This window comes from Bradyrhizobium sp. 17 (assembly GCF_023073515.1).
GTDB lineage: Bacteria > Pseudomonadota > Alphaproteobacteria > Rhizobiales > Xanthobacteraceae > Bradyrhizobium > Bradyrhizobium canariense_D.
Genome location: NZ_JADPJQ010000119.1, coordinates 217,665 through 231,054, shown reverse-complemented (window position 1 = coordinate 231,054; position 13,390 = coordinate 217,665). Strand labels below are relative to the sequence as shown.

General features: G+C 64.8%; 10 protein-coding genes. 3 read left to right on the top strand and 7 right to left on the bottom strand.

From position 1 onward, the window contains the following. Nucleotides 1-142 precede the first annotated feature (142 nt). The 3 genes from IVB13_RS28630 (at nucleotide 143) to IVB13_RS28620 (ending at nucleotide 5,897) form a co-directional block, all read left to right on the top strand. Nucleotides 143-1,336 carry an efflux RND transporter periplasmic adaptor subunit gene (locus tag IVB13_RS28630; protein WP_085351844.1) on the top strand — a complete coding sequence of 398 codons (1,194 nt, stop codon included), beginning with the start codon at nucleotides 143-145 and terminating at the stop codon, nucleotides 1,334-1,336. A 6-nt stretch (nucleotides 1,337-1,342) separates the two neighbouring features. Then, a complete protein-coding gene (locus IVB13_RS28625) occupies nucleotides 1,343-4,495 on the top strand; it encodes an efflux RND transporter permease subunit (protein WP_018454611.1) in 3,153 nt (1,050 codons plus the stop codon). A 262-nt stretch (nucleotides 4,496-4,757) separates the two neighbouring features. Further along, nucleotides 4,758-5,897, top strand: a complete 1,140-nt coding sequence (locus IVB13_RS28620; RefSeq protein ID WP_018454610.1) for an AAA family ATPase — start codon at nucleotides 4,758-4,760, stop codon at nucleotides 5,895-5,897. Between the two features lie 33 nt (nucleotides 5,898-5,930). On the opposite strand, the gene IVB13_RS28615 is transcribed toward IVB13_RS28620, so the two are convergent. The 7 genes from IVB13_RS28615 to gap form a co-directional block, all read right to left on the bottom strand. Continuing rightward, nucleotides 5,931-6,716, bottom strand: coding sequence for an inositol monophosphatase family protein (locus IVB13_RS28615; RefSeq protein ID WP_018454609.1), 786 nt, complete (start codon nucleotides 6,714-6,716; stop codon nucleotides 5,931-5,933). A gap of 85 nt (nucleotides 6,717-6,801) precedes the next feature. Next, complete coding sequence (locus IVB13_RS28610; protein ID WP_018454608.1) at nucleotides 6,802-7,896, bottom strand: tetratricopeptide repeat protein; 1,095 nt, start codon at nucleotides 7,894-7,896, stop codon at nucleotides 6,802-6,804. Between the two features lie 8 nt (nucleotides 7,897-7,904). Continuing rightward, the gene (locus tag IVB13_RS28605; protein ID WP_018454607.1) at nucleotides 7,905-8,579 is read right to left on the bottom strand and encodes a thiamine phosphate synthase; all 675 of its coding nucleotides are present in this window, start codon (nucleotides 8,577-8,579) and stop codon (nucleotides 7,905-7,907) included. Nucleotides 8,580-8,582: 3 nt separating this feature from the next. Beyond that, on the bottom strand, nucleotides 8,583-9,608 hold the full coding sequence (locus tag IVB13_RS28600; protein ID WP_018454606.1) for a class I fructose-bisphosphate aldolase: 1,026 nt from the start codon (nucleotides 9,606-9,608) through the stop codon (nucleotides 8,583-8,585). A gap of 274 nt (nucleotides 9,609-9,882) precedes the next feature. Beyond that, nucleotides 9,883-10,950 (bottom strand): class II fructose-bisphosphate aldolase, encoded by a 1,068-nt coding sequence (gene fba / locus IVB13_RS28595; protein ID WP_018454605.1) that lies wholly within the window; start codon nucleotides 10,948-10,950, stop codon nucleotides 9,883-9,885. Between the two features lie 67 nt (nucleotides 10,951-11,017). Then, nucleotides 11,018-12,214: a phosphoglycerate kinase gene (locus IVB13_RS28590; protein WP_018454604.1), complete on the bottom strand. Its 1,197-nt coding sequence runs from the start codon at nucleotides 12,212-12,214 to the stop codon at nucleotides 11,018-11,020. A 152-nt stretch (nucleotides 12,215-12,366) separates the two neighbouring features. Continuing rightward, nucleotides 12,367-13,374: a type I glyceraldehyde-3-phosphate dehydrogenase gene (gene gap / locus IVB13_RS28585; protein WP_018454603.1), complete on the bottom strand. Its 1,008-nt coding sequence runs from the start codon at nucleotides 13,372-13,374 to the stop codon at nucleotides 12,367-12,369. Nucleotides 13,375-13,390 lie beyond the last annotated feature (16 nt).

Here is a 13,390-nt window from a genome sequence, read left to right as displayed (position 1 = left end):
CGTGTGACATTGGGCCGCCCGCAAGGTGCGTTGCGTCGCAGCACGTCCGCTCTATTTTGACCGCATCAGCCGCGTGCCATGGCCCAGAACGGGCCTCGCGCCGAGCGGGATCGGTTTCAACAATATCGGGGCACCCCATTTCATGTCAGGACTTCGCGCGCGATCGGCATGCGTTGCAATGATGCTCGCGGCCTTTACGCCGCTGTTGGCGGGCTGCGACGAATCCAGCTCCGCCATTTCAGCCGCCCAGCCCAACGACCCCGACGTCAGCATCGTCATCGTCAAGCCGCAGCCGCGTGCCGTGGTGCGCGAGCTGCCGGGCCGCATTGCGCCGACGCGCGTCTCCGACGTGCGGCCGCGCGTGTCCGGCATCGTGGTCGAGCGCCTGTTCCGGCAGGGCAGCGAGGTGAAGGCCGGCGATCCACTGTATCGGATCGATCCGCGTCCGTTCGAGGTCGAGGTGATGGCCAACGAGGCTGCGGTCGCCAAGGCCGAGGCCGCGTTGATGCAGTCCCAGCAGCAGGCGCGCCGCATCGCCACGCTCACCAGCCAGCGCGCCGCGCCCGAAGCCGAGAACGAGAAGGCGATCGCGGCCGAGCGCCAGGCCCATGCCGAGGTCGAGGGCCGCAAGGCCGATCTCGCGCGCGCAAAGCTCAATCTCGACTATGCCACCGTACGCGCGCCGATCGACGGCGTCGTCGGTGCCGCCCTGGTCAGCGAGGGCGCGCTCGCGGTCCAGAACGAGACCAATCTGGCCACCATTCAGCAGCTCGATCCGATCTATGCGGATTTCACCCAGTCGGTGAACGAGCTCAACCAGCTCCGCCGCGCCTTCGAGAGCGGTGACCTCGAGCGCATCGCGCCCGACGCCGCCAAGGTGCATCTCGTGCTCGACGACAACACCCTCTACTCGCTCGACGGCAAGTTGCTGTTTTCGGATGCCAAGGTCGACGCCAATACCGGTCAGGTGACCTTGCGTGGTGAGTTCCGCAATCCGAAGCGCGAGCTGCTGCCGGGCATGTATGTCCGCGTCCGCATCGACCAGGGTCTCGATAGCGATGCGATCGCCGTGCCGCAGCAGGCGATTCAGCGCAATGGCGGCGGCGGCAGCGAGGTGTTCGTCGTCAAGGACGACAATCGCATCTCGGTGCAGCCGGTGCGCACCGGTTCGGTGCAGGACGGCATCTGGTTCGTCACCGACGGCCTGAAGGCTGGCGACAAGGTCGTGGTCGAAGGCTTCCAGAAGTTCGCCGCCGGCGACAAGGTCAAGCCGCAATCCTGGTCGGAAGCGGATGCGACCGCCGACAACCGGCACGCCCAGAAGCTGATGCGGTAATAGACCATGGCGAGCTTCTTCATCGACAGGCCGATCTTCGCCTGGGTCGTCGCGCTGTTCATCTGTCTGGTCGGCGCAATTTCGATTCCGCTGTTGCCGATCGCGCAGTACCCGATCATCGCGCCGCCCTCGATCTCGATCTCGACCAGCTATCCCGGTGCCTCGCCCGAGAACCTCTACAACAGCGTCACGCGGCTGATCGAGGAGGAGCTCAACGGCGCCTCCGGCATCCTCAATTTCGAATCGACCAGCGACTCGCTCGGCCAGGTCGAGATCATCGCCAATTTCGTGCCGGGCACCGATACCAGCGCCGCCTCGGTCGAGGTGCAGAACCGCATCAAGCGCGTCGAGGCGCGGCTGCCGCGCGCGGTGATCCAGCAGGGCATTCTGATCGAGGAAGCCTCCAGCGCGGTGCTCCAGATCATCACGCTGAACTCGACCGACGGCAGCCTGGATGAGGTCGGCCTGGGCGACTTCATGATCCGTAACGTGCTGGGCGAGATCCGCCGCATCCCCGGCGTCGGCCGCGCCACGCTGTATTCGACGGAACGTAGCCTGCGCGTCTGGGTCGACCCGGCAAAGCTGGTCGGCTATGGCCTGACCGCCGACGACGTCAACAAGGCCATTGCCGCGCAGAACGCGCAGGTCGCTTCGGGCAGCATCGGCGCCGAGCCGTCGACCTCGACCCAGCGCACCTCCGCGCTGGTGCTGGTCAAGGGCCAGCTCTCGTCCCCGGATGAATTCGGTACCATCATCCTGCGCGCCAATGCCGACGGGTCGACCGTGCGGCTGCGCGATGTCGCGCGGATCGAGGTCGGCGGCCTCAGCTACCAGTTCAACACCCGTCTCGATGGCAAGCCGACCGCCGGTCTTTCCGTGCTGATGTCGCCGACCGGCAATGCGCTGGCGACCGCGAGCGCCGTCGAAGAGAAGATGAAGGAGCTGTCTCGCTTCTTCCCGGCCAATATCGGCTACGAGATTCCATACAACATCACGCCCGTGGTCGAGGCCTCGATCAAGAAGGTGTTGTCGACGCTGGTCGAAGCCATCGTGCTGGTGTTCGTGGTGATGTTCCTGTTCCTGCAGAACATCCGCTACACCATCATTCCGACCATCGTGGTGCCGGTGGCGCTGCTGGGCGCCTGTACCACGCTGCTGCTCGCCGGCTATTCCATCAACATGCTCTCGATGTTCGGCATGGTGCTCGCCGTCGGCATCCTCGTCGACGATGCCATCGTCGTAGTCGAGAACGTCGAGCGCATCATGGCCGAGGAGGGGCTGCCGCCCAAGGAAGCGACGCGGAAAGCGATGTCGCAGATCACCGGCGCCATCATCGGCATCACGCTGGTCTTGATGGCCGTGTTCGTGCCGATGGCGTTCTTCCCGGGCTCGGTCGGCATCATCTACCGCCAGTTCTCCGTGACCATGGTCGCCGCGATCGGCTTCTCGGCCTTCCTCGCGCTGTCGCTGACGCCGGCACTGTGTGCGACGCTGCTCAAGCCCGTCGCGGCCGGTCATGGCCATGCCAAGAAGGGCGTGTTCGGCTGGTTCAACCGCATGCTCGACGGCAGCAAGGAGGGATATTCCCGCACCGTCGGCTTCTCGCTGAAGCGCACCGGCCGCTTGATGCTGGTCTATGTCGCGCTGCTCGCCGGCCTGTCCTGGGCCTTCGTCAATCTGCCCGGCGGCTTCCTGCCCGTCGACGACCAGGGCTTCGTCACCACCGACGTGCAGACGCCGTCGGACTCGTCCTACGGCCGAACCGAGGCGGTGATCGAGAAAGTGGAAAAATACCTGGCGCAGCGTCCGGGCGTCGACAACGTCACCTTCCTCACCGGCTTCAGCTTCTCCGGCCAGGGCATGAACACCGCGCAGGCCTTCATCACCCTGAAGGACTGGTCGGAACGCGGGCCGAAGGATTCTGCGGCCGCGATCGTCGCCGACATCAACCGCGATTTGTCGTCGTCGATCCGCGACGCAAAAATCTCCGCGCTGCAGCCGCCGCCAATCGACAATCTCGGCAACTCCTCGGGCTTCTCGTTCCGTCTCCAGGACCGCGGCCAGAAGGGTTATCCGGCCTTGATGCGCGCCGCCGATCAGTTGATCGCGGAGGCCAATGCGAGCGCTGTGCTGCAGAAGGTCTATGTCGAGGGCCTGCCCGAGGCCGGCGTGGTCAATCTCGTGATCGACCGCGAAAAGGCGGGCGCCTTCGGCGTCACCTTCGAGGACATCAACAATACGATCTCGACCAATCTCGGCTCGAACTACATCAACGACTTCCCGAACCGCGGCCGCATGCAGCGTGTCGTGGTGCAGGCCGATGCCCGCGACCGCATGCGGACCGAGGACATCCTCAACTACAACGTCAAGAACAGCCGCGGCCAGCTCGTGCCGTTCTCGTCCTTTACCACCGTGGAATGGGCGCGCGGACCGACGCAGATCGCCGGCTTCAATTATTATCCGGCGGTGCGCATCTCGGGCGAGGCGAAACCCGGCTTCACCTCGGGCGATGCCATCGCGGAGATGGAACGGCTTGCCGGCAAGCTGCCGCGCGGCTTCGGCTATGAATGGACCGGGCAGTCGCTCCAGGAGAAGCTGTCGGGCTCGCAGGCGCCGTTCCTGCTCGGGCTCTCGGTATTCGTGGTGTTCCTGTGTCTGGCCGCGCTTTACGAGAGCTGGACCATTCCGCTCGCGGTGCTGCTCACCGTGCCGCTCGGCATCGTCGGCGCGGTGGTCGCGGCGATGCTGCGCGGCCTGCCCAACGACGTCTATTTCACCGTCGGCCTGATCACCATCATTGGCCTTGCGGCCAAGGACGCGATCCTGATCATCGAGTTCGCCAAGGATCTGCGGAAAGAAGGCAAGCCGCTGGTGGACGCCACCATCGAGGCCTGCCGCCTGCGCTTCCGCCCGATCCTGATGACCGGCCTTGCCTTCATCTGCGGCGTGCTGCCGATGGCCATCGCCCATGGCGCCGGCGGCGCCAGCCAGCAGGCGCTCGGCAGTGTCGTGATGGGCGGCATGATCGCGGTAGTGATCCTGGCGCTGCTGATGGTGCCGGTGTTCTTCGTCTCGGTGCAGCGCGTGCTGGGCGGGGATCGGGAGAAGGCGGCGAAGCAGGGCGAGATGTACGGGCCGCCGGCGCCGGCCGAGCTGTAAGGTGAGGTGTCATGCCCCGCGCAGGCGGGGCATGCCGTACCCCGCGGCCTTTCCGTATCCGAGCGGCGTCTCTGGAATACTGGATCATCCGCCTTCGCGGATGATGACCGTCGGGTTTGCGCTGGTGAGAGTCGGCCATTGAACGCCGGATCGGTCGGCTTGATTTCTCGGAGGCCTCAATCCAGACTGCACCCCTGGATTGAAACATCGTATTCGCACCTTACTGCGAATGCGGAGATAGCCCGCCGATTGAGAGCATGTGATGCGTCCGACCGACATTGCGATCTCGAACTATCGCTCCATTCGGCGGCTCTCCATACCCATCCATCCCCTGTCGGTGTTCGTCGGCGAAAATGGAGTCGGCAAGTCCAATCTCTACAAGTCCTTGTCGCTGTTGCGCGACGCGGCGACCGGTCAGATCACCCGCACGATCGCCGATGAAGGCGGTTTGAATTCGGTCTGCTGGTCCGGCATACGCAAGCGAGGCGAAGACGGGCGGCTGCGGCTGTCGGCGACATTCGACGGCATGAGATATTCCATCGAGCTCGGATTTCCCAGCCCGCTTCAGGCGGCATTTTCCGGCGAGCCGATGATCAAGGCCGAAACGATCGAAACGACGCGCGGCAAACGCACGGTCAAGCTGATGGAGCGGATCAATTCGCTCATCAGCGTCCGCGGCGAGAGTGGCGCCTGGAACGCTCACAAGGATGCGGTGCTGCCGTCAGAGACCGCGCTTGCGGCTTTTTCCGATGGCAAGCAATGCCCGGAAATCGACCTGATCAGAAATGCAATGCTGGGCTGGCGATTCTATCATGACTTTCGCACTGATCCGGCGTCACCGATACGAAAGCCTTGTCTGGCGATCGCAACGCCCTCGCTCAGCGCCGATGGCATCGATCTGGCTGCCACCCTGGCGACCCTCTATGTCATTCGGGAAGACGCCGACGACCTGCAGGACGCGATCCAGGATGCATTCCCGGGTGCCGAACTCCGCGCATGGGAAGAAAATGGCAGGTGTGAATTCGATCTGCAATTGCCGGATATGCCGCGGCCGTTCAGGGCTCATGAACTATCCGACGGGACGCTGAAATACATCTGCCTGCTCGCGGTATTCATGGGCTATCGGCTGCCGCCGTTCATTGCGCTGAACGAACCCGAGACCAGCCTGCATCCGTCGCTGCTTGCGCCGCTGGCCCGGCTCATCGCCAAGGCATCGCGCCGCGCCGACATCTGGATTGTCACCCATTCGGAACAGTTGATGGACGCACTGCGAAGCGAGAGTTCGGTCCCGCTCCGCCGGGTGATCAAGTCGAAAGGCGCCACGGCGATCGAGGGCCTGACCATCGGCGGTGAATATCGCGACGACGAAGCCGACGAGGACGATGAGGACGACGATTCCTAACCGTCGTCGATCGAGCCGTCGTGCTGCTGCGGCCTACTTCCGCAAGATCTTCACCAATTCCCCGTGCACGTATTCATTCCCGCACACGACATTGCCTGTCACCAGCGCGTCGCCCGGCGTATCGATGTCGGTGATCGTTCCGCCCGCCTCGCGCAGCATGATCAGACCCGCCGCGATGTCCCAGGATTGCAAATTGCGCTCCCAGTAGCCGTCGAGGCGGCCGGCGGCGACGAAGGCCAAGTCGAGCGAGGCGGCGCCGAAGCGGCGCAGGCCGGCGACGCGCTCCTGCATCGCGGTCATCTCGCGACGGAATTCCTCGTGGTCGCCGCGGCCGATATGAGGCAGGCCGCAGGCCACCACGCATTCGTTGAGCTGACGGCGGCCGGCCACGCGCAGCCGCTGGTCGTTGAGGAAGGCGCCCTTGCCGCGCTCGGCGATGTAGAGCTCGTCATTGGCGGGATTGTAGATCACGCCGGCGATGATCGTGCCCTCGCGCGAAAGCCCGATCGAGATCGCGAATTGCGGGATGCCGTGCAGGAAGTTGGTGGTGCCGTCGAGCGGATCGACGATCCAGGTGTGGCTCTTGTCGGAGCCCTCGCGCGTTCCGCCTTCCTCGCCGATGAAGCCGTAGCCGGGCCGCGCCTTGGCGAGGTCCTGGTAGAGGATCTCCTCGGCGCGCTTGTCGGCCAGCGAGACGAAATTCGCCGGTCCCTTCAGCGAGACCTGGAGATGCTCGATCTCGCCGAGATCGCGCTTGAGGCTGCGGCCGGCGCGGCGCGCGGCCTTGACCATGACGTTGATAGTTGCGGAATATAGCATGAGCTTCCGGTCTTGATCGGGGGAAATGGCGCGAAATCGCGCCTGTTTGAGGGATGGGGTGCCCTGCGGGGGCCTCAACGTCAAGTCATTTGGCCCCGAGCCATTTCCTGGCGGCGGCCTCGGCCTTGGCCCGGTCCTCGGCCGGCAAATCGGACAATTGCTTGTCCAGCTCCGGATCGCCCTTGCCGGAGGTCTTGGCCACCAGATGCCACTTGAAGCCTTCGACCTTGTCCACGGCCGTGCCCATGCCGTTGATCAGCACCCAGGCCAGCCGGTTCTGCGCGATCGCGCTGCCCTGGCGGGACGCCTTGCGGAGCAGGGCGACGGCCGCCGGCTGGTTCTTCGGCGTGCCGGTGCCGTTGAACAGCGCGATGGCGTATTCGACCTCGGCATCGACATTGTCGGTCAGCGTGGCGACCTGGAGCAGACGCACCGCCCGTTCCAAATCCTTCGGCACGCCAGTGCCTTCCTTGTAGAAGGTCGCGAGCGCGTATTGCGCCTCGGGCAGGCCGGCATCAGCCGCCTGGCGCAGCAGCTCGGCGGAGCGCTTGACGTCCTGCGGCAGGGTCTGGCCGTCGAGATAGAGCAGCGCGAGATTATAGGCCGCCTTGGGTTCGCCGAGCTTGGCGGCGGACGCCATCAGCTTGACCGCCTCATTTTTGTCGACCGGGCCGCCGCGGCCGGTCATCCTCAGCATGGCGAGCGCGAACATCGCCTCGCGGTCTCCGGCGTCGGAGGCGCGCTTGTACCATTGCAGCGCCTTGGTGTAGTCGCGTCGGATGCCCATGGCGTTGGAATAGAGCTCACCCAGCATGGTCATCGCTTTGGCATCGCCGGTTTCGGCACGGGCCGTGGCGAGTTCGAAGGCGGTCTTGTACTGGCCGCGCTGATAGGCGCCGTACACCAGATCGACGTTGGGGTTGTCGGTCGGCGGCGCCGGAATCACGGTCGCGGCCGGAGCAGGCTTTGGGGAAGCGGAAGGTTTCGGGGAGGCTGAAGGTTTGGGTGCCGGCGGCGCTTCCTTCTTCTTGGTGATGGTGTGCGGCGTGGCCTTCGGCTTGTCTTTGGTTTTCTCGGCCGAAGCGCCCGGCGTTGCCACCGGCGGCGTGATCTGGAGCTGCGCGGCCGCGGGCGCCGTCAGCAGCAGCGTGGCCAGCATGATGATGCGCGGGAGCTTCATGTCGGGCGCTAGCCGTGCTCCTGGTCTGCAAGCGCAGTCGCATGAGCCTTCTTGATCGCAGCGTCGGCCTCGATCAGCGCAGCCTTGGGTCCGCGCGGATCGGCCCAGATGAAGTCGCCCACCAGCACGAAATCGGCGCCGCTGGCGGCGAATTCGTGGGCCTCCTCCAGCGAGATGGCAAAGCCGACGCAGGGCGGTTCGAACAGCTCGGCCCACCAGTCCAGCCGCTCAGCGATCGCTTGCGACGACGGCCGCTGGCCCTTTGCGTCGGGTTCGCCGAACAGCACGTAATCCGCGCCAATCTCGCCCGCATCCATCGAATGGTGCCGCGTCGTCAGCCCGCCAACGCCCGCGATGCGATCGGGCTTCAGCGATGGCAGCGCCTCTTTCAGCGCGGCGATGCCGGGCAGATGCGCGCCGTCGGCGCCGCCGCGTGCGACGAGCTCAGGATGGCCATCGACAAGCAGCGCCGCGCCCGCTTTCTGAGCCGGCGGCGCCAAGGCCTTGATCCGCGAGATCATGGTGCGCTGATCGGTCTGCTTCAGCCGCAGCAGCACGGCCGCGACATCGGCGGCGGCGAGCAGGCCGGGCAGCTCGGCCAGGAGCGAAGCGGGATCGTCGACGACAGGCGTCGCGAGATAAAGGCGCGGCGCCGGGCGCGGCGGAGGAGATTTGTTCGACAAGATCTAGGCCGCTTTCTGTTCCAGGCTGCTTTGCCATTCGCCTTTGCAGGCGAGGCCATTCATGCGCGCGCGGTGACTGAATGCGCTTTGTCCGGCCGCGACGTTCTCGGCCTTGCCTGACCAGGCCTTCTGCGGCGCGGCCTGGAGTGCGCGACCATAGGAGAAGGTCAGGCCCCAGGGCAGCGGGCCGAGCTTGTGCATGGCGTTGAGATGCGCCGTTGCCTCTTCATCCGATTGGCCGCCGGAGAGGAAGGCGATGCCGGGCACCGCCGCGGGCACGCACGCCTTGAGCAGCCGTATCGTCTTCTCCGCGACCTCCTCGACGCAAGCCTGCTTCGCGCACTTCTTGCCGGAGATGGCCATGTTCGGCTTCAGCACCATGCCCTCGAGCGCGACGCGCTGCACGCGCAATTCCTGAAACGTCTTGTTGAGCACACGGCTCGTCACCTCATAGCAGCGATCGATGTCGTGATCGCCGTCCATCAACACTTCGGGTTCGACGATCGGCACGATCTGCGCGGCCTGGCACAGCGCTGCGTAGCGCGCCAGCGCGTGGGCGTTGACGCTGATCGCAGTCATGGAAGGGATGCCACTGCCGATGTCGATCACCGCGCGCCATTTGGCGAAGCGTGCGCCGCGCTCGTGATATTTCTTCAGCCGTTCGGCGAGCTTGTCGAGCCCGACGGTGACGAGCTCGCCCGGACACATCGGCAGGGCTTGGGTGCCTTCGTCGACCTTGATCCCGGGGATGGCGCCGCTGCTCTCGATCAGCTTGACCAGGGGCGTGCCGTCCTTCGCGTTCTGCCAGATCGTCTCGTCATAGAGGATGACGCCGGAGATGTAGCGGCTCATGGCTTCGTTCGAGCGGAACAGCATCTCGCGATAGTCGCGGCGGTTCTCTTCGGTCGATTCCACGCCGATCGCGTCGAAACGCTTCTTGATGGTGCCGGAGGATTCGTCGGCGGCAAGGATGCCCTTGCCGGGCGCGACCAGGGCGGTCGCGATCCTGTTCAGCTCAGTCAGATTCATCGAGATGTCCTCCCAAAACGATTCTGCCCTTGCCGGTGAAAATAGACCGTTCTCGGGCAAATGCCGAGTTAACGTTCGTCGCAGGGTAAGGGCTGGGGCAGCGTTGGGCCGGCCGGGCGACTCTTCACCTCGCCCCGCTTCGGGGAGAGGTCGGATCGCCCTTGCGATCCGGGTGAGGGGGGTACAGGTCCCGCAGTCATCTCATCTGCCGAGAGAGCCCCTCACCCCAACCCTCTCCCCGCGAAGGGCGGGGAGAGGGGAAGGATAGAGCAGCTTACGCCACCTTCGGGGCGAGCTCGCCCTTGGCGTAGCGCTTGGCCATCTCGGCCGTGGTCAGCACCTTCTTGATCTTGGAGGCTTGGCCCGCGGTATTGAATTCCTGGAGCCGCTGCTTGCACAGCCTGGTCATCGCTTCCATCGCGGGCTTCAGGTACTTGCGCGGATCGAACTCTTCGGGATTGTCCTTGAGCACTTTCCGGATCTGGCCGGTCATCGCCATGCGGTTGTCGGTGTCGATGTTGATCTTGCGCACGCCGTTCTTGATGCCGCGCTGGATCTCGGCAACAGGCACGCCCCAGGTCGGCTTCATCTTGCCGCCATAGGCGTTGATGATGTCCTGGAGGTCCTGCGGCACCGAGGAGGAGCCGTGCATGACGAGATGCATGTTCGGCAGCTTGCGGTGGATCTCCTCGATCACGTTCATGGCGAGGATGTCGCCGTCGGGTTTGCGGGTGAATTTGTAGGCACCGTGAGACGTCCCCATCGCGATCGCGAGCGCGTCGACCTGGGTCTCCTGGACGAACTTCACGGCTTCATCCGGATTGGTCAGGAGTTGGTCGTGGCTGAGCTTGCCCTCGGCGCCGTGGCCGTCTTCCTTGTCGCCCATGCCGGTCTCGAGCGAGCCGAGCACGCCAAGCTCGCCCTCGACCGAGATGCCGCCGAGATGGGCCATGTCGGTTACGGTCTTGGTGACGCCGACATTGTAGCCCCAGTCACCGGGGGTCTTGCCGTCGGCCTTGAGCGAGCCGTCCATCATCACCGAGGTGAAGCCGGCCTGGATCGCGGTCATGCAGGTGGCCGGCTCGTTGCCGTGGTCGAGATGCACGCAGACCGGGATGTGCGGGTAGATCTCGGTCACCGCGTCCATCATGTGCTTGAGCATGACGTCGTTGGCGTAGGAGCGCGCACCGCGCGAGGCCTGGATGATGACGGGCGCGTCGACCTGGTTGGCCGCGTCCATGATCGCCAGCGCCTGCTCCATGTTGTTGATGTTGAAGGCCGGGACGCCGTAATCGTTCTCCGCCGCATGGTCGAGCAATTGACGCAACGTGATCCGAGCCATCTGTGTTTTTCTCCCGTTTGGGCCTGCAAGGCCACTGCTTGAAGGCGGCTGACGACTTGCCGACCGATTACTTGGTGCGCAGAACTTCGACGCCGGGCAGGGGCTTGCCTTCCATCCATTCAAGAAATGCGCCACCGGCGGTCGAGACATAGGTGAACTGACCGGCCACATGGGCCTGGTTGAGAGCCGCGACGGTGTCGCCGCCGCCCGCGATCGAGATCAGCTTCTTGGCCCTGGTGCGCTCGGCGGCATGCTTGGCGGCGGACATCGTGCCGCGGTCGAACGGCTGCATCTCGAAGGCACCGAGCGGTCCGTTCCAGACCAGCGTCGCCGCATCGTCGATCGCGGCATGGACACGTGCGATCGACTGCGGACCGACGTCGAGGATCATGCCGTCGGCCGGGATCGCGTCGAGGCCATAGGCGTGCGACGGCGCGTTGGCCGCGAAATGATAGGCGACGGTAGCGTCGACCGGCAGGATGATGGCGCAGTTGGCGGCTTCGGCCTTTTCCATGATGCGCAACGCGGTCGCGGCGAGATCCTTCTCGGCCAGCGACTTGCCGATGCCGACGCCCTGGGCGTGCAGGAAGGTGTTGGCCATGCCGCCGCCGATCACGAGCGCGTCGACCTTAGTCACGAGGTTTTCGAGCAGGTCGATCTTGGTCGAGACCTTGGCGCCGCCGATGATAGCGATGACAGGCTTGGTCGGTGAGCCCAGCGCCTTCTCCAGCGCGACCAATTCGGCCTGCATGGTGCGGCCGGCATAGGCGGGCAGCTTGTGGCCGAGGCCTTCGGTCGAGGCGTGGGCGCGGTGCGCGGCCGAGAACGCGTCATTGACCCAGATGTCGCCGAGTTTTGCGAGCTCCGCGACAAAGGCCGGATCGTTCTTCTCTTCCTCTTTGTGGAAGCGGGTGTTTTCGAGACAGAGGATGTCACCGTCCTTCAAGCCGGCAACGGCCTTGACCGCGGGCTCGCCGATGCAGTCGTCGGCGAAGGCGACGGGCTTCTTCACCACCTTCGACAGCGCCTCGGCCACGGGCTTGAGCGAGTCCTTGGCATCGCGCCCTTTCGGCCGGCCGAAATGCGCGAGCAGGATGACCTTGCCACCCTTGTCCGAGATTTCGGTGATGGTCGGCGCGACGCGCTCGAGCCGGGTTGCGTCGCTGACGCGGCCGTTCTCCATGGGCACGTTGAGGTCAACGCGCAGCAGCACGCGCTTGCCCTTCACATCGACGTCGTCGAGGGTGCGGAATGATTTCGTCATCGGAGGCCCTTGTCCCGGGCGCACCGCGGCGCGTAGTGCCGCCGTGCAGAACCGGGACCCAAATTGCGGCGAGTCCCGCGGTTAGTTAAACGGGCCCCGGCTCTGCGACGCAGCGCTTCACGCTACGTCGCGTCCGGGACACGAGAGCGGAGTTAGATCACCTTCGACATCGCGACGGCGGTATCCGCCATACGATTCGAGAAGCCCCACTCGTTGTCGTACCAGGACATCACGCGCACCAGCGTGCCGTTCTGCACCTTGGTCTGGTCCATGTGGAATGTCGAGGAGTGCGGGTCGTGGTTGAAGTCGATCGAGACGTTCGGCGCGGTGGTGTAGCCGAGAATGCCCTTGAGCTGCTGCTCGGAGGCACGCTTCATCGCCTCGTTGATTTCCTTCGGATCGGTGGCGCGCTTGGCCACGATCTTGAGATCGACGACCGAGACGTTCGGGGTCGGCACGCGGATCGCGACGCCGTCGAGCTTGCCCTTCAGTTCCGGCAGCACGAGGCCGATCGCCTTGGCGGCGCCGGTCGAGGTCGGGATCATCGACATCGCAGCCGCGCGGCCGCGATAGAGATCCTTGTGCATGGTGTCGAGAGTCGGCTGGTCGCCGGTATAGGCGTGGATCGTGGTCATGAAGCCGGTCTCGATGCCGACGAGGTCGTTCAGCACCTTGGCGATCGGCGCAAGACAGTTGGTGGTGCAGGAGCCGTTGGAGACGACCAGATGTTCCCGGGTCAGCGTGTCGTGGTTGACGCCGTAGACGATGGTGGCGTCGGCGCCGTCGGCGGGCGCAGAAACGAGAACGCGCTTGGCGCCGGCAGTCAGATGCGCGGAGGCCTTGTCCTTCGAGGTGAAGATGCCGGTGCATTCCATCGCGATGTCGATGCCGAGATCTTTCCAGGGCAGCTTCGAGGGATCGCGCTCGGCGGTCACCTTGATCTTGTTGCCACCGAGGCTGATCGTGTCGCCATCGACGGTCACGGTGCCGGGGAAACGGCCATGGACGCTGTCGAAGCGAAGCAGATGGGCGTTGGTCTCGACCGGGCCGAGGTCGTTGATGCCGACGACCTCGATGTCCTTGCGGCCGGACTCAGCGATGGCCCGCAGAATGTTGCGGCCGATGCGGCCAAAACCGTTGATTCCGACGCGGACTGCCATGTTTCGTCTCCTTCAA